This window comes from Kribbella capetownensis (assembly GCF_004331485.1).
GTDB lineage: Bacteria > Actinomycetota > Actinomycetes > Propionibacteriales > Kribbellaceae > Kribbella > Kribbella capetownensis.
Genome location: NZ_SJKD01000002.1, coordinates 291720 through 312578 on the forward strand (window position 1 = coordinate 291720; position 20859 = coordinate 312578).

General features: G+C 68.4%; 19 protein-coding genes. 11 read left to right on the top strand and 8 right to left on the bottom strand.

Annotation, left to right across the window (positions count from 1 at the left end):
• Nucleotides 1-132 precede the first annotated feature (132 nt).
• The 4 genes from E0H75_RS11670 (at nucleotide 133) to E0H75_RS11685 (ending at nucleotide 3825) form a co-directional block, all read left to right on the top strand.
• On the top strand, nucleotides 133-507 hold the full coding sequence (locus tag E0H75_RS11670; RefSeq protein WP_131513520.1) for a cupin domain-containing protein: 375 nt from the start codon (nucleotides 133-135) through the stop codon (nucleotides 505-507).
• Nucleotides 504-878: a DUF1304 family protein gene (locus tag E0H75_RS11675; protein WP_131513521.1), complete on the top strand. Its 375-nt coding sequence runs from the start codon at nucleotides 504-506 to the stop codon at nucleotides 876-878. Before E0H75_RS11670 ends, E0H75_RS11675 begins: the two co-directional genes overlap by 4 nt.
• A 135-nt stretch (nucleotides 879-1013) precedes the next feature.
• Nucleotides 1014-2558, top strand: a complete 1545-nt coding sequence (locus E0H75_RS11680) for an alkaline phosphatase D family protein (RefSeq protein ID WP_238162969.1) — start codon at nucleotides 1014-1016, stop codon at nucleotides 2556-2558.
• A gap of 7 nt (nucleotides 2559-2565) precedes the next feature.
• A complete protein-coding gene (locus E0H75_RS11685; RefSeq protein ID WP_131513522.1) occupies nucleotides 2566-3825 on the top strand; it encodes a hypothetical protein in 1260 nt (419 codons plus the stop codon).
• Between the two features lies 1 nt (nucleotide 3826).
• On the opposite strand, the gene E0H75_RS11690 is transcribed toward E0H75_RS11685, so the two are convergent.
• The gene (locus E0H75_RS11690) at nucleotides 3827-4441 is read right to left on the bottom strand and encodes an anti-sigma factor family protein (protein ID WP_131513523.1); all 615 of its coding nucleotides are present in this window, start codon (nucleotides 4439-4441) and stop codon (nucleotides 3827-3829) included.
• Nucleotides 4438-4944: a sigma-70 family RNA polymerase sigma factor gene (locus tag E0H75_RS11695; RefSeq protein WP_131513524.1), complete on the bottom strand. Its 507-nt coding sequence runs from the start codon at nucleotides 4942-4944 to the stop codon at nucleotides 4438-4440. The genes E0H75_RS11690 and E0H75_RS11695 overlap by 4 nt, the downstream gene beginning before the upstream one ends.
• Before the next feature lie 88 nt (nucleotides 4945-5032).
• Here E0H75_RS11695 and E0H75_RS11700 point away from each other — a divergent pair, with 88 nt between their 5' ends.
• Nucleotides 5033-5557, top strand: coding sequence for a COG4315 family predicted lipoprotein (locus E0H75_RS11700; RefSeq protein WP_131513525.1), 525 nt, complete (start codon nucleotides 5033-5035; stop codon nucleotides 5555-5557).
• Here E0H75_RS11700 and E0H75_RS11705 read toward each other — a convergent pair.
• Nucleotides 5551-6054: a winged helix-turn-helix domain-containing protein gene (locus E0H75_RS11705; protein ID WP_131513526.1), complete on the bottom strand. Its 504-nt coding sequence runs from the start codon at nucleotides 6052-6054 to the stop codon at nucleotides 5551-5553. The genes E0H75_RS11700 and E0H75_RS11705 overlap by 7 nt on opposite strands.
• Nucleotides 6054-6830 (bottom strand): TrmB family transcriptional regulator, encoded by a 777-nt coding sequence (locus E0H75_RS11710; RefSeq protein ID WP_131513527.1) that lies wholly within the window; start codon nucleotides 6828-6830, stop codon nucleotides 6054-6056. The genes E0H75_RS11705 and E0H75_RS11710 overlap by 1 nt, the downstream gene beginning before the upstream one ends.
• Before the next feature lie 155 nt (nucleotides 6831-6985).
• On the opposite strand from E0H75_RS11710, the gene E0H75_RS11715 reads away from it, so the two are divergent.
• A complete protein-coding gene (locus E0H75_RS11715) occupies nucleotides 6986-10993 on the top strand; it encodes a S8 family serine peptidase (RefSeq protein ID WP_131513528.1) in 4008 nt (1335 codons plus the stop codon).
• 6 nt (nucleotides 10994-10999) lie between these two features.
• Here E0H75_RS11715 and E0H75_RS11720 read toward each other — a convergent pair whose 3' ends face one another.
• On the bottom strand, nucleotides 11000-11536 hold the full coding sequence (locus E0H75_RS11720; protein ID WP_131513529.1) for a YbhB/YbcL family Raf kinase inhibitor-like protein: 537 nt from the start codon (nucleotides 11534-11536) through the stop codon (nucleotides 11000-11002).
• 80 nt (nucleotides 11537-11616) lie between these two features.
• On the bottom strand, nucleotides 11617-12897 hold the full coding sequence (locus E0H75_RS11725) for a phosphodiester glycosidase family protein (RefSeq protein WP_131513530.1): 1281 nt from the start codon (nucleotides 12895-12897) through the stop codon (nucleotides 11617-11619).
• Between the two features lie 172 nt (nucleotides 12898-13069).
• Between E0H75_RS11725 and E0H75_RS11730 the strand changes: the two genes are divergently transcribed.
• Nucleotides 13070-13996: an AEC family transporter gene (locus tag E0H75_RS11730; RefSeq protein ID WP_131513531.1), complete on the top strand. Its 927-nt coding sequence runs from the start codon at nucleotides 13070-13072 to the stop codon at nucleotides 13994-13996.
• Nucleotides 13997-14001: 5 nt separating this feature from the next.
• Here the strand turns inward: E0H75_RS11730 and E0H75_RS44035 are convergent, their stop codons facing one another.
• Complete coding sequence (locus E0H75_RS44035; protein ID WP_238162970.1) at nucleotides 14002-14781, bottom strand: hypothetical protein; 780 nt, start codon at nucleotides 14779-14781, stop codon at nucleotides 14002-14004.
• Nucleotides 14782-14922: 141 nt separating this feature from the next.
• Nucleotides 14923-17463, bottom strand: a complete 2541-nt coding sequence (valS, locus tag E0H75_RS11740; RefSeq protein WP_131513532.1) for a valine--tRNA ligase — start codon at nucleotides 17461-17463, stop codon at nucleotides 14923-14925.
• A gap of 74 nt (nucleotides 17464-17537) precedes the next feature.
• On the opposite strand from valS, the gene E0H75_RS11745 reads away from it, so the two are divergent.
• The 4 genes from E0H75_RS11745 to mreB all read left to right on the top strand — a co-directional run bounded on the left by E0H75_RS11745 (nucleotide 17538) and on the right by mreB (nucleotide 20845).
• Nucleotides 17538-18899: a bifunctional folylpolyglutamate synthase/dihydrofolate synthase gene (locus E0H75_RS11745; protein ID WP_131513533.1), complete on the top strand. Its 1362-nt coding sequence runs from the start codon at nucleotides 17538-17540 to the stop codon at nucleotides 18897-18899.
• The gene (locus E0H75_RS11750) at nucleotides 18896-19231 is read left to right on the top strand and encodes a DUF4233 domain-containing protein (RefSeq protein ID WP_131513534.1); all 336 of its coding nucleotides are present in this window, start codon (nucleotides 18896-18898) and stop codon (nucleotides 19229-19231) included. Before E0H75_RS11745 ends, E0H75_RS11750 begins: the two co-directional genes overlap by 4 nt.
• Before the next feature lie 38 nt (nucleotides 19232-19269).
• Nucleotides 19270-19680 (top strand): nucleoside-diphosphate kinase, encoded by a 411-nt coding sequence (gene ndk / locus E0H75_RS11755; protein WP_131513535.1) that lies wholly within the window; start codon nucleotides 19270-19272, stop codon nucleotides 19678-19680.
• Between the two features lie 136 nt (nucleotides 19681-19816).
• Nucleotides 19817-20845: a rod shape-determining protein gene (gene mreB / locus E0H75_RS11760; protein ID WP_272948902.1), complete on the top strand. Its 1029-nt coding sequence runs from the start codon at nucleotides 19817-19819 to the stop codon at nucleotides 20843-20845.
• Nucleotides 20846-20859: the final 14 nt, after the last annotated feature.

The window sequence follows — 20859 nt, forward strand, 5'->3', positions numbered from 1 at the left end:
AGTATGCGCCGCCGTACCGGACCCGCCTATCCCTGAAATGTGGGGAATCCGGCGCGTCGCAGACCCCCGGTGGACGGGATGGAGTGGCCGCTGTCCGCTGCCTACCGTCGCAGCCACCCCCAAGGAGGCAGCATGAACGAGTCGGTACACCTGAGCACAGCCGGGACAGGCGCGGAGTACGCCGCCCCGGACGCGATCGTGACGGTCAAGGTCGGCAGCGAGCACACCGGCGCGCAGTACGAGGTCTTCGAGGTCGACGCACCGCGCGCCCCGGCCGCGCCGCCGCACAGCGAGTCCTGGAGCAAGGCGTTCTACGTCCTGACTGGCCGGATCCTCGTCCAGGCAGGCGATCAGGGCTACGACCTCGGCCCGGGGTCGTCGATCAGCATCCCGGCCGGCACGCTGAACACATTCTCCGTGCTCACGCCGTCGGCCAAGTTCCTCGCCATCAGCCAGACCGGCCGGATGAGCGCGCTCTTCGCCGAACTCGCCGAGGTGGTGTCGTGAGTACGGCGACGCAGGTGCTGGCGATCGTCATCGCGCTGATGCTCGTGTCGGTGTTCGTGATGGAGTCATTCCTGTACCGGCACCCGCGGCTCTACCCGATGTTCCTGACCAAGCCCCGCGACTTCGACGCGGTCCGGTTGTGGACGGTGAACATGGGTTTCTACAACCTGACCACAGCGATCGCGCTGGTCGCCGGCGTACTGCTCGCGCGCAACGATCACGTCGCGCAAGGGCAGGCGCTGGTCGTCTTCACCGCCGCGCAGCACACGTTCATGGCCGTCGTCCTGGTGGTGTCGCAGCGGAAGCTGTGGCTCAACGCCCTTCTCGAGGGAGTTCCGGCGGTCGTGCTGCTCATCCTCGCCATCAACTGAGCAGTACGACGCGAGCTGTAGGAAACTTACGGATCCTGCGTAACTATGGGCATCAAGCACCATCACTCAAGGTTCTCCGGATGTCACCATCAGCTTCATCCAGCCGGGGACCCTGCCGCCCTGAGTACCGTGAAGGTGAGGCTCATCAGCCCAATCAGTCGCAGAACCCTTGTCCTCGGCGGACTCGCCGCGGCCGGCGCCGGCGCTCTGCCGGTCCGCTCGGCCGTGATCGCGGCGACCGCCGCCGTCCCGTACCCGTTCCAGCTCGGCATCGCGTCCGGTGAACCCGACGCGAACAGCGTCGTGCTGTGGACCCGGCTGGCCCCGTCGCCGCTGAACGCCGACGGCCACGGCGGGCTGACCGACACGAACATCGTCGTCGACTGGCAGGTGTCCACCACCGACACCTTCAGCACGCTGGTCGCCAACGGCCAGGTCACCGCGACGTACGCGACCGCCCACTCCGTCCACGTCGTCGCCGGCAATCTGAACCCTGACTCCGACTACTTCTACCGATTCCGCGCACAAGGCCACGTCTCGCCCGTCGGCCGCACCCGGACCACGCCCGCGATCGGCGCGGCCGGACGCGACCTGACGATGGCGTTCACCTCCTGCTCGCACTACGAGGAGGGCTACTACACCGTCTATCGCCGGATGGCCGAGGAGAACCCGGGCCTCATCCTGCACCTGGGCGACTACATCTACGAGTACGGCGCCACCTCCGGGCGGCCGCGGTTGCACGTGGGCGCCGAGATCGTGACGATCGCGGACTACCGGCGGCGGTACGCGCAGTACAAGACCGACCCGGATCTGCAGGCCGCGCACGCGGTCGCGCCGTGGATCGTCGTACCGGACGACCATGAGGTGGAGAACAACTACGCCGGCACGATCCGGGAGAACAACACTCCGGCGTTGACGGCTGCGCAGTGGACCGCTCGACGGTCGGCGGCGTACCAGGCGTACTACGAGAACATGCCGCTGCGGCCGGCTCAGGCCAACAGCGGTAACAGCATTCCGCTGTACCGCCGGCTGCGGTGGGGGAGTCTGGCAACGTTCCACATGCTCGACACCCGGCAGTACCGCAACGACCAGGCCTGTGGCGACGGCTGGAAGGTCTGCTCGGATGCGGACCTGGCGTCCCGCAGCCTGCCCGGCAACGCGCAGGAGACCTGGCTGCTCGACGGTCTGAACCAGCACCTGGGCACCTGGGACATCATCGGTCAGCAGGTGTTCTTCGCCCGGCGGTTCAACTCGACCGGCGCGAGCATGGACTCGTGGGACGGCTACCGCGCGTCCCGCGCACGGATCCAGCAGGGCTGGGTCGATCGCGGTACGCGCAACCCCGTCGTACTGACCGGCGACGTGCACCGCGCCTGGGCGAACGATCTGAAGGCCGATTACAACAACGCGAACTCGGCGACCGTCGGCACCGAACTCGTCACCAGTTCGGTCACGTCCAGCGGTGACGGCGACGGCTCGACAACTGTTCCCGACGTCGGGACCAACCCGTGGCTGAAGTTCTACAACAACAGGCGCGGGTACGTGCGAGCGACGCTCAGCCCGACGCAGCTGCAGGCAGACTTCCGTGCGGTGGCGAAGGTGTCGGAACACGGCGCTGCTGCCACGACCGTGAAGTCGTTCGTCGTCCAAGAGGGCCGGCCCGGCCTGCAGGCTGTGTGAGGGGATCATGAGGCTTTCCGCAGCTGCTGTCGCAGCCATCACCGTGCTGTCGTCCGTCGTACTCGCAGCTCCCAGTGCGGATGCGCACATTGCCACACCGACCTGGGTGACCGCCAACAGTGTGTCGACCGGTGACCAGGACGCACCGTCGATCGCGACCAACCGCAATGGCTACGTGGCGGTGGCGTGGGAGGACGACCGCGACACCGACAACGCCACCGACAATGTGCACAGCGAGATCTTCGTGCGGGTGTACCGCAACGGGACCTCGCTGTACGAGAAGAAGGTGTCCGCCGCTGGCAGCAGTGGCGTGACGAACTGGCGCCACCTGCACCCGGATGTCGGCCTGGACGACAAGGGCAACGCGGTCGTGGTGTGGCAGGACGACCCGGACGGCAACGGTTTCTACAACATCCCGTACCGCGTCCTGAACACCGCGGGCACGGTGACCGCATCGGGCAACGCCAACACCAGTGCCGACGGCCAGCAGATCAACCCGCGCGTGTCGGTTGATCCGGACGGTGCCCCGTCGACGGCTGCGGTCGCGTTCACCGTGGTGTGGGAGGACATCCAGACCGGCACCCAGCCGACGGTGAAGGCGGCCGGGTTCACCGGCCCGACGACGCGTGCCTGGGAAGTCACCGCCTCGACCACGACCGGCCAGCACCACAACCCGGCCGTCGGGACGTCGGCCTCCGGCGACGCGGTTGTGGTCTGGGAGGACGACGGCGACGCCAATGCGTCGTACGAGATCGGCCTGATCCGGCTGGCCCGGACCAATGGTGCGGCTACGCTGTCCCGCCGGGTCGCGAACTCCAACACCACTGGTCAGCAGACGCATCCAGCGGTGGCGGCGAACTTCAACGGTAACTTCGCGGTCGCGTGGGAGTCCGACCACACCGGCACCCCGGGTTCCTGGACGCGCAACTTCACCTCGACCGGCACGGCCCGGTACGCCGACGTCCAGGTCGCGACCGGCGCCAAGGCACCGTCGATCGGCATCGACGACCAGGCCCAGACGGTCGTCGGATGGACGGTTCAGGCCACCGACCTCGATGTGTGGGTTCGTGGCTTCGGTACGACCGGGACGGACACCGGCCGGCTGTCGGCACAGCAGCTGATGTCGCTCCCGGCCGGGCGGCAGGAACAGATGACGGTGGCGGTGTCGCCGTTCGCCGAGGTCGCTGTCGCCTACACCGACGACAACGACGCCAACACGTATGACCAGATCTATCTGGGCACCGGAATCTCCAACAACAGTTGGTGAATCACCGCGTCTCCGGGGACACCGTGCTCAGCACCGTGTTCCCGGAGGTCACCACCTCGAGCCGCTCGATGTCCTTCAGCGGGATCGACGTACTCGCCGGGACGCTGGCCTTGTAGGTGCTCGTGGTCGCCCACCAGCCCGCGGTCTCCACGCTGCCGTCCCGGCCGTGGACGAGGAGCTCGCAGTGCTCCCCGGGCTTCAGATCGGTCATCCGCAACTGGATGTCGGTGCCCCAGCCTTTGCTGGTCAGCTCGGCCGTCGTGTCGATTCCGCCGACGCCGTTGGTCGCGGTCCACGTCGCCGAGCCCGGAGTGTCGATCGCCTGCCGGCCGACGACCCCGCCGGCCGCGACGACCGCGACAGTGGCCGCCGCAGCCAGGATCCACCGGCGGGTACGTCGTACCGGACGTGGAGGCAGCGGGAGCGGTGCGGGATCCTCGGCGTCGACGTCCTCGGGTAGCACGGAGTGCAACAGGCCGGGGAGCGGTGCGAACTGGAGCAACGCCTCGCGGCAGGACGCACACGTGCGCAGGTGCTGATCAGTGGCGTGGCGCTCGGCGCTGTCCAGGGCGCCAAGGACGTACGCCCCGATAGCGATGGTCTCCGGACACTTCATGACCCGGTCACTCCCCGTTCCTCCAGCGCGGCCCGCAACGCGTGCAGCGCGTAATAGCTCCTCGACTTCACTGTCCCGGGCGGGATTCCCAGGACGACGGCGGCTTCTGCGACGGTCCGCCGCCGGTAGAACAGTTCGACGATCACCTGCAGGTGGTCGTGAGTCAGCTCATGCAGTACCTCGGCCACCTGCCAGGCCTGCAGGACCCGGTCGATGTCGTCGGTCTCGGCCGCGGGGTCGCGCCGCCCGTCCAACGGCACCTCTGCGACGCGAGCCCCCCGCTTGCGCCGCCCCGAGATGACGAGATTGCGCGCGACCGTGAACAGCCACGGACCGGCCCGTTCCGGATCCAGTTGGTCCGAATGTTTCCAGGCCCGGGCCATCGTCTCCTGCACGATGTCCTCGGCGTACTGGTGATCGCCGCCCACCGAACGCAGGACATAGCCGAACAACGGGCGCCGGTACCTGTCGTACAGCGCGCGGATCACCGTTTCGTCATCCACACAAGGAGATACGCGCCAGAGCCGTCAAAGGTTCAACTGAACCATCTCCGGAGCGCGTGCGTAGTTGTCCGGGAGAGGAGAACATCTCATGAGAGCTTTCAACCTGTTGCTCGGGGCAACCGCGGCGCTGGCCACGCTGACCGCGTGCGGCGCCGGTGGCAGCAACCAGCCGGCGGCCGGTGACCAACCTGCCGCTGCGGCGAACGGCGCCGTGTCGGTCAAGGACGTGAGCGGTATCGGCCAGACCCTGGTCGATCCGGCCGGCAAGACGGTCTACTTCGCGGATCAGGAGGCGGGCGGCATGATCAAGTGCACGGCCGGTTGCCTGGAATTCTGGATGCCGGTCGAGGGAACGGACAGCGCGGCCAAGGCCATGGACGGTCTCGGGGTCGTCCAGCGGTCAGACACCGGCAAGAGCCAACTGACCTTCCAGGGCAAGCCGTTGTACACCTTCCGCCTCGACACCGCGGCAGGGCAGCACAAGGGTCAGGACCTGACCGACGAGTTCGACGGCGCCAGCTTCACCTGGCACGCCGCCACCACCACGGCCGCGGCTCCTTCGCCGGCCCCGTCGACATCGTCCGGCAACGGCAACGGTGGCTACGGCTACTGACCGCGGATGAGCCGGAGGTCCTTCCCGTCGACCAGGCGGAAGCCGAGGCCGCGCGCGGCGTCGATGTGGACCAGGACCCCGGCCTGCCGCAGCTTGGCCCGAAGCCGCTTGATCACCGACTGCACGGCCGCGGGCCCGGTGAAGTAGGAGCCGTCCCAAGCCCGGTCGTGCAGTTGCTGGTACGTCCAGATCCGGCCGGGTCGCTCCGCCAGGCAAGCAAGGACCTTCAACTCGTGCGGTGTCAACGGCAACGGCAGGCCGTGCCAGGTCGCCTCGTGATCGTCCAGGCGTAGACCACCTACGCGTACGACGGAGGCGTCGCCGGCCGGCTGGGCCCCTCCGGATCCGCGGAACTGGCGGAGGAACTGACCGGCGACGGTGGGGTCGGACGCGACCACGAGCACACCGGCGCCGTCGAACTGGGCGGCGAGCCGACTGCGCTCCTCGGCGCTGGTGGCGATACAGACGACGACCGGGATGGCGGCGGTGGCGTCCATCACGCCTGCTTCAGTGGTTCGGAGGCACTCCACAACGTGTCGAAGAGGAACTCGAGCGCGGCCGCGAGTTCGTGATTGCGGACGATGATCGCGACCACGCCGGTGACGCCGGGCGCGACCAGCGGCATCACCACGGTGTGGGCGTCGAACAGGGCGAACTTCATCGGCAGCGCGCCCGGATACACCCGCGCCTGCTCGCCTCCCGACGTCCAGGACGACAGGTTCTTCGCGACCACTGGATCGGCGAGGATCGCGTTGTCGTAGATCGCCCGAGCCCGGACGCCGCGCCGCAGCGCGCCGAGCTCGGCCTCGTTCGAGCCGCCGACCTGGAGCGGTCCGCGGACGACCACGTCGATGCTCTCGCGTGCCTCCGACTGGAGCCGGTCGAACCGCTGACCGACCAGGCTCGGAGTGCGAAGGATCTCGACGAGTTCGCCGTCCGCGCCGGTGCTCTGCTCGAACAACTTGGACAGGTCCGGTAGCACCTGCTCGACCTGCTGCCTGCGGTTCTCGAGCTCCTGCTGCTCGCGTTCCAGCAGCGCGGCCAGGGCCCGGTCCGGGGGAGCGGCGTGGTAGCGGCTGCTGTAGCCGGCGCCCGCGTCGATGAGTCCACTGTCGACGAGAGAACGCAGGACCAGGTAGACGCTGCTGCGCGAGGTCCCGGTCCGGTCGGCGATGGTCGCGGCGGGCAGCGGCGCCTCGCCGAGTAGACAGAGGTAGACCTTGGCCTCGGTCTTCGACAGGCCCAGCTGTTCCAGCAACGACTCAGTGTCCATGTGACTCCCTCCCCGGATGTCCTGGATCCAGTCAACAAGTTCTCCAGTCGCTGGACGACATCTGCCTACGAAGTGCCGACAGTTTGCCCCGCTTTCTGCCGCCGAGGCGACATAAAGTCACCGGCCACCCTGCCATTTCCACGGAAGGTCGGCATATGAGAATCCGGGCGGCCGTCATCGCCTGCATCGCACTGTTGGCAACCTTGCTCAGCGCCCCGGCCCGGGCGACACCCCCGAACGCGACGCCACCGGCGGACAAGATCCAGCCGGCGTTGCGGACCCAACTGACCGCCAAGTCGGTCGCTCCGGTCGCGTTCTGGGTCCGGTTCGGCGCGCAGCCGGACCTGTCCAAGGCCGCGGCCATCGACGACTGGAAGGCCCGTGGCACGGCGGTCGCCGAGGCGCTGCAGCACGCCGCCCAGTCGTCCCAAAAGGACATCCGCGCCCAACTCGACGCGGCCGGGACGTCGTACCAGTCGTTCTGGGCGACGAACGCGATCCGCGTCACCGGCGGCAGCCTGGCGATGGCCGAGCAACTTGCCGCGTCGGCCGACGTCCAGGGGCTGTACGCCACGACGTCGTACGAGCCGCCCACGTTGGACAAGAAGACCGCGGCGGCGAAGGAGGCCGCGGCGGTCGAGTGGGGCATCGCGAACATCAACGCCGACGACGTCTGGAACCAGTACGGCGATCGAGGCGCCGGGATCACCGTCGCCAGCATCGACAGTGGTGTGCAGTACGACCATCCCGCCTTGGTCCAGCAGTACCGCGGCCGGAAGCCGGACGGGACGTTCGACCACAACTACAACTGGTTCGACGCGGCCGGCACCTGCGGACCGGTGCCGTGCGACCACGAGGGTCACGGCACCCACACGATGGGCACGATGATCGGTGCCGACGGCATCGGAGTCGCACCCGAGGCGAACTGGATCGCGGCGAACGGCTGCTGTCCGAGCGACGCGTCGCTGATCGCGTCTGGCCAGTGGATGCTGCAGCCGACCGACCTGGCCGGGAAGAACCCCGACGCCGGCCGTCGCCCGCAGATCATCAACAACTCGTGGGGCAGCGAGGCGCCGTCGAACGATCCGTTCATGGAGGACATCACCAAGGCGTGGGCGGCGTCCGGGATCTTCGCGGTGTGGTCCAACGGGAACAACGGCCTGAGCTGCCACACCAGCGGCTCGCCGGGCAGTCTGGCGTCGAACTACTCGACCGGCGCGTACGACGTGAACAACACGATCGCGGAGTTCTCCAGCCGCGGCAGTGGCCAGGACGGTGTCACCAAACCGAACCTGTCCGCACCTGGTGTCGACGTCCGGTCGTCCGTTCCGGGCGGCTACGCCTACGCCAGTGGTACGTCGATGGCCGCACCACACGTGGCCGGTTCGGTAGCGCTGCTGTGGTCGGCGGCCCCCGGGCTGGTGGGTGATGTCGACGCGACGCGCGCCCTGCTCGACGGGAGCAGTGCGGATACGCCAGACGGACAGTGCGGCGGGACAGATGCCGACAACAACGTGTACGGCGAAGGCCGGTTGAACGCGTTGGCACTAGTGGATTCCGCGCCGGTGGGCGACACCGGAACGCTGGCCATCACGGTGACGGACTCACGAACTGGCAAGGCGATTCCGTCGGCGGGACTGAAGATCACCGGACCCGTCAGCCGGGAGCGCACGGCCGGCGACGACGGGAAGTACTCGCTGCCGCTGCCGGTCGGCACGTTCAGCGTCGCGGCGTCCTCGTTCGGGTACGACGCCGGTACTGCGCAGGTCACTGTGACCGCGGGGAAGACGAGCCAGGTTGCGGTGCGGCTGCGCTCGCTGCCGCGGGTCACGGTGTCGGGAACGGTCGAGGACGGATCCGGTCAGGGCTGGTCGCTGTACGCCAAGATCACGGTCGACGATGTGCCGGGTGGAGTCTTCTACACCAAGCCGGAGAACGGTCGCTACAGCTTCGAGTTGCCGGCGAACGCGTCGTACAGCTACAAGATCGAGGCGGTCTATCCCGGATACCGCGCCGGTTCCGTGGCGATCGACGTTCGTGGAAAGGACGTCAGGCGAGATGTTTCGCTGACGGTTGATCCGGACTCTTGTGTTGCCCCTGGCTACGGCTTTGCCGGAGTCTCGACAGACTTCGATCACGGTCAGCCGGCCGGTTGGACCAACAACGGATGGCGGTTCGACGATCCGTACCGGACCAGGAATCGGACCGGCGGCAACGGCGGGTTCGCGGTCGGGCAGACCCCGGGCAGCCCAATTGTGCTCGACGCGAGCCTGGTCTCGCCGGCGCTGGATCTGCGCGGCCGGAAGTCGCCGGCGATCGCGTTCCGGCAGAACCTCCATTCACTGAGCGAGAACAGCGACGTCGATCTGAGTCTGGACGGGGGCACGACCTGGCAGACGGTGCTCCACCAGACCGACGGCGTACAGCCGGAGCGGACCGTCGTACCGATCCCGCAGGCAGCCGGCAAGAACGGCGTCCGGGTGCGCTTCCACTACTGGGACGCGAAGTACAACACGTACTTCTGGCAGGTGGACGACGTGTTCGTCGGTGACCTGACCTGCGGTCCGGTGAACGGCGGGCTGGTGCTCGGACAGGTCAGTGACCGGAACACCGGTGCGGTGCTCAACGGCGCATCGGTTCAGGTTGCGGATCGGACCGCCCGGACCGCGGCGACGCCGGCCGATGGTGGAGTGGGCGAAGGCTTCTACTGGATGTTCTCGCCTGCCGGACGGCAGACGGTCGGAGCGAGCTTCGTCGACTACCAGGACGGCTCCGAGCGAGTGCAGGTGCACAGCCGGCGGATCAGCCGGGTCGACCTACGGCTGTCGGCCGGGGAACTGTCGGTGACACCGGGAGCCGTGACCATGGACGTCAAGGCAGGCGGCGTCGCGACGGCCCGGTTCACGGTGCGGAACACCGGGACCGCGCCGGCCAAGGTCAGCTTCGGTGACCGGCAGGTCGTGGCTGCTGGCACCAGCAGCTTGGTTGCTGGAAGCAACAGAATCGCGCGGGTTCCAGGTGACTACTCGCCGCTGGCGTTGGCGCGTGATGCCTTGGATACGAAGGGGCACGGGTCCGGCACGCCGGCGGTCGGGCCGTGGGTCGATCTGACGCACTACCCGACCCGGATCATGGACAACACCGTTGGTGAGGTCGGCGGGCTGGTGTACTCCGTCGGCGGCATCGACGGGCGGCTGACCACCGCGAAGGGCTATGTCTACAACCCGTCGACGCGGGAGTGGTCGCCGATCGCGGATCTTCCGGACGGCCGGGAGAACGCTGCCGGGGCGTTCATCGGTGACACCTTCTACGTCAGCGGCGGCTGGGGTCCCGACCTTGTCCCGTCGAAGCAGACGTTCGGCTACGACCGTCGTACCGACACCTGGACGCAGTTGGCCGACGCACCGGATGCTCAGGCGGCCGCGGGCCGGGCGGTCCTCGACGGGAAGTTGTATCTGGTCGGCGGCTGTTCGAACGCGTGCGACTCGACGAACGTCCGGCGGTACGACCCGGCCACCAACACCTGGGACGTGCTCGCGGACTACCCGGAGCCGGGCGGCCATCGGGCCTGTGGGGTGCTCGAGGGCAAGGTGTACTGCGCCGGCGGGATCCGGCGCGGCGGGGCCATCTCGCAGAGCACGTTCGCGTACGACCCGGCCACGAACGCCTGGACGAAGAAGGCCGATCTGCCGATCGACCTGTGGGGGATGGGCTACACCGAGTCGTACGGGCGGCTGCTCGTCTCCGGCGGGATCACCACCGTCGTCTCCGGTGGCAGCACGACCGGTGCCATCACTAACGAGGGGTTCTCCTACGACCCGGCGACCGACCGGTGGTCCGCGCTGGCTCCGTCCGGGCATGTCCTCTATCGCGGTGGCAGCGCGTGCGGGCTCAACCGGATCGGTGGGTCGGCCAGGTCCGGATTCACGCCGGTCGACACGGCCGAACAGTTGCCGACGTACGGCGCGTGTGGCGAGATAGATGTGCCGTGGATGTCGGTCAGCGGTTCACCGACGACATTGGCTCCGGGCCGGAGTACGACGGTGACGGTGCGGGTGAACGCTGCCGGTCTGAAGGCCGGTGTGTACTCGGCGGGCGTCTGGATCGGGGAGAACACGCCGTACCTGGCCAAGCCGGTGGACGTCACTCTGCGGGTCCGCTGATGGTGCTCAGCGGGAGAACAAGCAGGTGAGGAGGCCGCGGGCCAGGGTTCTGTCGTCGATGGCGTTGAGGGCCTCTTCGAGGTCGGCACCGTCGGGGAGGGTGGTCGCCTCGGAGAGGGCGTAGATGGTGAAGCGGTAGTGATGTGTGCCGCTCGGCGGGCAGGGGCCGTAGTACTTGGCCCCGCCCGCCGAGTTCTTCGCCTGTCTGGCGCCGGGTGGCGTTTCGCCTTGTTTCAGGGAGGTCGTGGTCGGCTCGAGGTCGAGCAGGACCCAGTGGGTGAACGTGCCGCGGGGTGCGTCCGGGTCGTCGACCACGACGGCGAGGGCGCCGGCGTTCTGTGGCACGTTCTTCCACCCGAGTGGCGGGGAGACGTCGTCGCCGTCGCACGTGTACTTGCTGGGGATCGAACCGCCCTCGCGGAACGCTTGGCTGGTGACGGTGATGCTGGCGGGTGCGGTTGTGGCAGGCTCCTTGGCCTGGTCGCCACTGCATCCGGCCGTCCCGAGCAGGACGGTCGCGCACAGCAGCAGCCGCAGTCGCACCCGCTCAGCGTCTCATGAACCTTTGCGCCTTCTCAGTGGTCAGGATGCTCAGTGGTCGGGATGCTCAGTGGTCGGGATGCTCAGTGGCCGGGGACGAAGACGATCGCGTCGCCGACCGCGCGCTCGGCGCCATTGGTGCCGCTCGGGTGGTTGACCAGAGTGCCGTCCTGCAGCGCCATTGCGGTCGAGCCGCCGCCATCCAGGTTGATCGAGTTGCGCAACCCGAGCGACTGCGCGACCGCGGCCGTCTCGTCCATGGTCGTGCCGACACTCGTGGTCTGGCGTCCGTCCAGCGCTGCCAGCACGATCTTGCCGTCCCGCGTCGTACCCGCGATCGTCCGCGGGTTCCGGTCGAAGAAGCTCCCGGTCCCGTCCGGTACGACGATCTCGCCGTTCGCCGTCAGCCGGTAGCGACCGGTCACGCCGTACAGGCCGCTGCGCAGCGGCACCTTGTCGCCGTCCTCGTTCGACACCTTGAGGTCGCTGTCGAGGCATCCGTGCGACGCGACGTTGAGCAGCGCGACCGTGTCCTGCCCGGTCGCCTGCAGCGACGTCTGGCCGGCCTTCAGGCTCGTGCCCCGCGTCGTCGCGGTGCTCAGCACGCAACCACGCCGGTCGAGGACGACCTCGACACCCGCGCCGGCCGGAGTCGCCGCGGCGAACTCGGGCGTGAACAGTACGACGTCACCCGGGGACGTGCAGGTGGTCTGGTCCGGCAGGCTCGCGCAGTCGGCCGGGACGACCGGCGGGTGGTTCACGAACTCGAGCGGCAGCCTGGCGTGCGTCGCGCGGTTGCGCACCTCGCCCGACCACTGCAGGTGGCCGGCGACCACCTTGTTGCTCTTGGCATCGATCAGCAGGTTGGCCTCGGCCGGGTCGGTCAGCGGCTCGCTCAGCAGCTTGCCGTCGGAGATGCCGAGGCCGACCGGGTCGCCCGGGTACAGCGGGTCGGCGGTGAAGGTGAAGAACGACGCGTTGACGCCGGCCACCGCGCCCGCCGAGCGGACCAGGTCCGAGGTCTTCTCGACCCTCGCGAGGTCCGGTCCGTACGTCGCCTTCAGGTGGCCGTCGGCCTTCCGGGGATCGATCGTCAGCACGCTGACGACCCACGGCCCCCGCGTCGTGGTGTTGATCTGGTCAGCGGGCGCCGGTTCGGTCCCGCGCACGATCCGGGTCAGCGTCACGCCGCGCGCCAACTCCTGGCTGCTGCGGGTCTCGGCCAGATCAGGGTCGCCGAGCGGCAGGCCAGTGCCGCCGGCAGTCGCGGCGGTCGCATGGAGGGGGAGAGCGACGCCGATCGTGGCGGCTGCAACGACCACGGTCGCGAGCGCACCACGCACAGCTCTAGGGGAACGAGTCATGATCACCATCCTGTTCGTCGATGGTGGAATCTTTCCGCTCAAGGCGCTGTCTTGTCAGCATCTGACAGGTTAACGGTTTCGTGCAGCTGTCCGCGGGCTGAGCCGTCCCCGGGTGCGGACGCGTTTTCGTCTACGATCCGCACGTGCCAACGTCCTCGAGTGCCTGACCGCCATGTCCGCAGTCGTCGGTGCCTTCGTCGCGTTGGTGTCTGTCGCCGTGCTGGGGTACGTCGTCGGTCTGATCGGCGTACTGCGGGCGCAGGACGAGCTGGTGCTGTCGCGGATGGCGTTCTTCGTGGCTACGCCGGCGCTGTTGTTCACGACCGTGGCGCGGGCGGATCTGCATGCGATCTTCTCGGTCGTCCTGCTCACCAATGTGGCCAGTCTGTTCGTGGTGCAGTTGGTGTTTCTGCTGGTCGCTGCGGTGATCTGGCGGCGGACGAGGTCGCAGGTGACGATCGGTGTCCTTGCGTCGTCGTACGTGAACGCGGGCAATCTCGGCGTACCGGTGGCGGCGTACGTGCTGGGGGACGGTGCGCTGGTTGCGCCGATCGTGTTGTTCCAGTTGCTGGTGATGGCTCCGGTGGCGTTCGCCGTACTGGACGGTGATCGGCAGGGGTCCGGGCGGCGCGTGTCGCTGCGGGCTGTGGTGACGCGGCCGTTGCGGAATCCGTTGACCGTAGCCTCGCTGCTCGGACTGCTGGTTGCGTTACTCGGCGTGCAGCTGCCGTCGTTGCTGATGCGGCCGATCGACCTCGTGGCGGCGGCTGCGGTGCCGGTTGCGTTGGTGGCGTACGGGTTGAGCTTGAGCGGCGGTACGAAGGACTCGATCAGCTTGCGGCGGGACGTCGTACTGGCCGTTGTGCTCAAGACGGTCCTGCAGCCGATCGCCGCGTACGTCTTCGGGCGGTGGGTGCTCGATCTGCATGGGCTCGCGCTCCTCGCGCCGACCCTGCTGGCCGCGCTACCGACGGCACAGAACGTCTACGTGTACGCCGTTCACTACCGCAGCAGCCGGACGCTCGCGCGGAGTGCCGTGCTGATGAGCACGCTGCTGTCGATTCCGATCATGACGGCGATCGCCGGATTGCTCAGCTGACCGGGTCACTTCATCGCGTTGAAGGCTTCCTCGGCGACCGGGGCGACCGCGTCCACGGCCACGCCATCGTTGCCCGATTGGGCAATGACGGTGAGCGTGTTGGAACCTCGGTAGCACTGGGTCGGCAGGTTGCCGGCCGACTCGACGCAGGTGGCGCGACCGACTCGCTTGATCTGGTCGGGGGCGGCGCCCGAGTCGGCGAGCGTCTTGTCGATGTCGACCTTGCCGCGGAGCGCGATCACCACGAACATCCGGTTGCCGTCGAGGTTCCCGTACGCCTCGACCGTGGCCTGCTTCCCGTCGTTGATGCGGCTCAGCGCGTCGCGAGTCTGGTCGAGCTGGAGTTGGCCGCGGATCTCCTGGTCCGTGATCCGGTCAAGACCGGCGAGCTTGGCCGGCGGCGTGATTCCGCGGGCCGTGTTCAGCCGGTTGAGCGGGCCGAGGCCCCAGAGGTAGCCGAGCAGCGCCAGCACCAGCAGCACGACCAGGATCCCGCCGACAGTCACCCAAGGACCCCGGCGAATCCGCCGCCACCACTTCTTCCTCGCGACCTTCTCCCCAGCCGCAGCCTTCGCGGGCGCATCACCCTTCTCGCCCGCCGCAGCTTTCGCACCGGCCGCAGCTTTCTCGCCGGCCGCAGTCTTCTCGCCGGCCGCAGTTTTCTCGCCCGGCGCACTCTTCTCCGCGGCGTCCTCGACCTTGGCCAGTTCTGCGGTGTCCGCCAGGTCGGCAGCCGTGGTGGTAGGAGCCTCGGACGTGGGGTCCGGGGTGGTGGGGTCGCTCATACAGGCTCCTCAGGACTGGCAGGACGCACGGTTCGGCCCGATGGTGCCACATCGGGACAACCTGATTTCGCAGCGTAGTCGTTGAATGCCAACGCATGGTTCCCGCCTCCCCGACGGGAGACGGGCACCACCCAGTACAGCTCAGAGAGTCGCGACGACGGTGACCGAGTCGGATTCGTCCGCATGCCAGACAATCTCACCGGTGATCCGGCCGGCGGCCCGCAGGTCGGGCTCGGCCCGCTCCGCCAGCGTGAGCCGGGCGGCCGGGCCGCTGACCTCGACCTTGCTGACCTCGGTCTTCATCGAGACCTGCGCCGAGGACTTGGCCCCGCGGATGCCCGCAAGCACCTCGGAGACCGCGTCCAGCACCTCAGGCTCCTGCGCCGCGGCCGTCAGGTCGACATCCGGCTCCGGCCAGCGGGTCAGGTGGATCGAACCCTCCTGCCACCACGACCACACCTCTTCGGTCGCGAACGGCAGGTACGGCGCGAGCAGCCGCAACTGGACCGACAACGCGACGGCCAGCGCCGCCTTCGCCGAGGCCGCGCCGGCGTCACCCTGCCCGCCGTACGCGCGCTCCTTCACCAGCTCGACGTAGTCGTCGCAGAAGGTCCAGAAGAACCGCTCGGTGACCTCGAGCGCACCGGTGTAGTCGTACCGCTCGAAGGCGGCGGTCGCGTCGGTGACGATCGACCGCAGCCGCTGCAGCATCGCCAGGTCGACCGGCTCGGTGACTGCGGCCGGGTCGACCGTGGACGCCCCGAAGCTGAGCACGAACTTCGACGCGTTCAGGACCTTGATCGCCAGCCGGCGGCCGACCTTCATCTGCGACTCGTCGAACGGCGAGTCCAGCCCCGGCCGTGCCATCGCGGCCCGCCACCGGACGGCGTCCGAGCCGAACTTGTTCAGGATGTCGTCCGGCAGGGCCGCGTTGCCCTTGGACTTGCTGAACTTCTTCCGGTCGGGGTCGACGACGAAGCCGGAGATCATCGAACGCCGCCACGGCAGCGTCTCGTTCTCGAACTTCGCCCGGACCACGCGGGAGAACAGCCAGGTCCGGATGATGTCGTGCGCGTGCGTGTTGAGGTCCATCGGGAAGGTCCGGGCGAACAGGTCTTCGTCCCGCTCCCAGCCGCAGACGATCTGCGGCGTCAGCGACGACGTGGCCCAGGTGTCCATCACGTCCGGATCCGCCTGGAAACCACCCGGCTTGCCCCGCTGCGACTCGTCGTACCCGGAGGGGGCCTGGCCGGTCGGGTCGATCGGCAGGTCCTCCTCCCGCGGGACCAGCGGGTGGTCGTAGTCCGGCTCGCCGTCCGCGCCGATCGGGTACCAGACCGGGAACGGGACGCCGAAGAAGCGCTGGCGGGAGATCAGCCAGTCGCCGTTCAGCCCCTCGACCCAGTTCTGGTAGCGGTGCCGCATGTGCTCCGGCACCCACTCCTCCTGCAGACCGAGCTCGACGAACTCCTCGCGCAGGTGCTCGTCGCGGCCACCGTTGGCGATGTACCACTGCCGGGTGGAGACGATCTCGAGCGGCTTGTCGCCCTTCTCGAAGAAGTTCGCCATCCGCTCCGTCGGCGTCGGCTCACCGTCCAGGTCGCCGCTCTCGCGCAGCTTGGCCACGATCAGCTCGCGTGCGCTGAACACGGTCTTGCCGGCCAGTTCGGCGTACAGCTCGGAGCCCTCCAGCCACGGCGGGGTGTCGCGCAGCAGCCGTCCGTCGCGGCCGATGACCGTGCGGACCGGCAGTTGCAGCTCGCGCCACCACAGGACGTCGGTGAGGTCACCGAACGTGCAGCACATGGCGATGCCGGCACCCTTGTCCGGCTCGGCGGCCTCGTGGGCGAGGACCGGGAGCTCCACGTCGAACAGCGGCGAGCGGACCGTCGTACCGAACAGGTCCTTGTAGCGCTCGTCGGACGGGTGTGCGATCAGCGCGACGCAGGCGGGGATCAGCTCGGGACGGGTGGTCTCGATGTAGATCGGTCCGGCCTGGCCGTGGAAGGCGATCCGGTGGTAGGCACCGGCGTACGGCCGGGCCTCGAGCTCGGCCTGCGCGACGGCGGTCTGGAAGGTGACGTCCCAGAGCGTCGGCGCCTCGGCGAGATACGCCTCACCGCGGGCGAAGTTGCGGAGGAAGGCGCGCTGCGACGTCCGGCGGCTGTCGTCGGAGATTGTCGTGTACAGGTACGACCAGTCGACGCTCAGGCCGACCTGCCGCCACATCCGCTCGAACGCCTGCTCGTCGATGTGGGTCAGCTCGCCGCACAGCTCGACGAAGTTCTGCCGGGAGACCGGGAGCTGCTTCTTCGGGTCGGGCTTGTCCGGCGGGACGAACGACTCGTCGTAGGGCATGGTCGGGTCACAGCGCACGCCGTAGTAGTTCTGCACCCGACGCTCGGTCGGCAGGCCGTTGTCGTCCCAGCCGATCGGGTAGAAGACCTTCTTGCCCCGCATCCGCTGGAACCGGGCGATCAGGTCGGTGTGGGTGTAGCTGAAGATGTGGCCGACGTGTAGCTTCCCGGACACGGTGGGTGGCGGGGTGTCGATCGAGTAGACGTCGGCCCGCTCCGCCGTACGGTCGAACGCGTACGTCTGCTCGTCCTTCCATACCGCTACCCACTTCGCCTCCAGGCCTTCGAGGGTCGGCTTGTCAGGAACGCGGGACGTATCGGTCATGCGCACAATCGTAGTGGTTGTCAAGGGGTGCTCCGACCGGTTTATCCACAGGCCTTACTAGACTCGGTCTCCTGATGAGCGACCTCACCTACGCCGATGTGTCGGCACGGCTCCAGCAGCGCTGGCCGGAGCACAAGATCGAGCCCACGCTGGCTCGGGTCCAGCGGCTCGCCGAACTGCTCGGCGACCCGCAGAAGGCCTACCCCGTGGTGCACCTGACCGGGACCAACGGCAAGACCTCCACCGCGCGGATGATCGACACCCTGCTCCGCGAGGCGGGGCTGCGGACCGGCCGGTTCACCAGCCCGCACCTGGAGTCGGTCCGGGAGCGGATCACCCTGGACGGCGAGCCGATCAGCGAGGAGCGCTTCACCGAGGCGTACGCCGAGATCGCGCCGTACCTGGGGGTGGTCGACGCCGAGCAGGAGCACCCGCTGTCGTTCTTCGAGGTGATGACCGCGATGGCGTTCGCGGTGTTCGCCGACGCCCCGGTCGACGTGGCCGTGATCGAGGTCGGCCTGGGCGGCACCTGGGACTCGACCAATGTCGCCGACGGGACCGTCTCGGTGATCACCCCGGTCGCGGTCGACCACGCCCACATCCTCGGCGCGGATCCGGTCACCATCGCCCGGGACAAGGCCGGCATCATCAAGCCCGGCGGTACGACGGTGATGTCGCAGCAGAGCCTGGACGTCTTCGAGGTGCTGCTGACCAAGGCCGCCGAGGTCGGTTCGCAGGTCGCGCGGGAGGGGATCGAGTTCGGCATCACCAGCCGTTCGCTCGCGGTCGGCGGGCAGGTGATCTCGATCAAGGGGCTCGGCGGTGAGTACGAGGAGATCTTCGTCCCGCTGCACGGCGAGTACCAGGCGCACAACGCGGCCACCGCGGTTGCTGCGGTCGAGGCGCTGCTCGGCGCCGGCCCGGAGCACGAGGACCGCGTCACCACCGAACTGCTGCAGGCCGGGTTCGCGCAGGTCACCAGTCCGGGCCGGATGGAGGTCGTCCGGACCAGTCCGACGATCATCGTCGACGCCGCACACAACCCGCACGGCGCCGAGGCGACCGCGGCCACGGTGTCCGAGGCCTTCGCGTTCCAGCCGCTGATCGGTGTACTGGGCTGTATGAAGGACAAGGACGTGTACGGCCTGCTGGAGGCGTACGAGCCGATCATGGAGACGGTCGTCTGCACCCGGAACAGCTTCGTCGAGCGCTCGATGCCGGCCGAGGAGCTGGGTGAGCTGGCGATCGAGGTGTTCGGCGAGGACCGGGTGCTGGTCCGGCCGCACCTGATCGACGCGATCGACGACGCGATCCGGCTGGCCGAGGAGAACGCGATCGCGATGGGGACGGGCGGCGTACTGATCACCGGGTCCGTCATCACCGCCGGCGAGGCGCGCACTCTGCTGGTCCGCAAGCCGAAGCAGGCCGACCAATGAGGTCACTCGCTTCGATCGTGCTCGGGTTCGAGTCGCTGGTGCTGGCGCTGGCCACGCCGGTGATGATCTCGGTCGCGGACATCCGGCCTGCTGTGGCTCTGTCCGTGTGCCTCGGGCTGGCCGTCCTCGCGATCGTCGCAGCAGGCCTGCTGCGCAACCAGGTGGGCTACATCCTCGGCTCAGTGGTCCAGGTCGGTGCGGTCGGCCTCGGCTTCGTCGTACCGGTGATGTTCGTGCTCGGACTGGCGTTCGCGGCCTTCTGGGTGGCGGCCTTCGTGCTCGGCCGCCGGATCGAGGAAGCCAAAAAGGCACAGCAAGCCCAGAGCGGTTAGGCTCAGCGGCCCGAACTACTTCGAGAGAGAGTTGACAGATGTCGCAGCGCACCCTGGTCCTGCTGAAGCCCGACACGGTTCGCCGTGGCCTGGTCGGCGAGGTCCTCGGCCGGTTCGAGGCCAAGGGACTCCGGATCGTCGCGATGGACCAGCGCAGGATCGACGGCGAGCAGGCGGACCAGCACTACGCCGAGCACGTCGAACGCGACTTCTACCCGCCGCTGCGCGACTTCGTCACCAGTGGCCCGCTCGTTGCCCTGGTGCTCGAGGGTGACGAGGCGGTCGAGGTCGTCCGCCTCCTGAACGGCGCCACCGACGGCCGCAAGGCCGCTCCGGGCACCATCCGCGGCGACTTCTCCCTCTCCAACCGCGAGAACCTCGTCCACGGCTCCGACTCCCCGGAATCCGCCGACCGCGAGATCAAACTCTGGTTCCCCGACTTCCCCTGAGCGGGGTCGGAGGCCACTGGGGACAGGTCGTGCAGGAATGGATACGATACGTGCCTGGGCGGACGGAACGTGTCGGTCCATGGGGTGAGCGCGGGCGGCGCTTAGCCTGATCGGGGACCGAGTGGGAGGTGCCGCGGTGGCGAACAGCATGCTCGGCCGCGACATGGCGGTTGATCTGGGTACGGCGAACACCCTTGTGTACGTGCGTGGTCGAGGCGTCGTACTGAACGAGCCATCTGTGGTGGCGACCCGGACCGACGAACCGCGCGAGGCGGTCGCGTTCGGGCACGAGGCGAAGAAGATGATCGGCCGGACGCCCGGCAACATCACCGCGATCCGGCCGCTCAAGGACGGCGTCATCGCCGACTTCGACGCCGCCGAGCAGATGCTGCGCTACTTCATCCAGCGCGTGCACCGGCGCCGGTACTTCGCGAAACCGCGGATCGTGGTCTGCGTGCCGTCCGGGATCACCGCGGTCGAGCAGCGCGCGGTCCGCGACGCCGGCTACATGGCCGGGGCCCGCAAGGTCTACATCATCGAGGAGCCGATGGCGGCCGCGCTCGGCTCCAATCTCGAGGTCCGCGACGCCACCGGCAACATGGTCGTCGACATCGGCGGCGGTACGACGGAGGTCGCGGTCATCTCGTTCGGCGGCATCGTCACCAGCCAGTCGATCCGGGTGGCCGGCGACGCCATCGACAAGGCGGTCGTGAACTACTGCAAGAAGGAGTACTCGCTGCTGCTCGGCGAGGCCACCTCCGAACAGATCAAGATGACGATCGGATCGGCGTTCCCGACCACCGACGGGCCGGACAGCGAGATCCGCGGCCGGGACATGGTCTCCGGCCTGCCGCGGACCGTGAAGGTGTCGTCCTCGAACATCCGGCAGGCGATCGAGGAGCCGATCACCGCGATCGTCGACGCGGTCAAGGCCACCCTGGACAAGACCCCGCCGGAGCTGGCCGGGGACATCGTCGACCGCGGCATCGTGCTGACCGGCGGCGGCGCGCTGCTGAAGGGGATGGACGAGCGGCTGCGGCACGAGACCGGCATCCCGATCCACGTCGCCGAGAACCCGCTGGACGCCGTCGTGCTCGGCGCCGGCAAGTGTGTCGACAACATCGAGACGCTGAACCGCATCCTGGTCACCGACAACAGGCGCTGACGCCCGAGGGACGC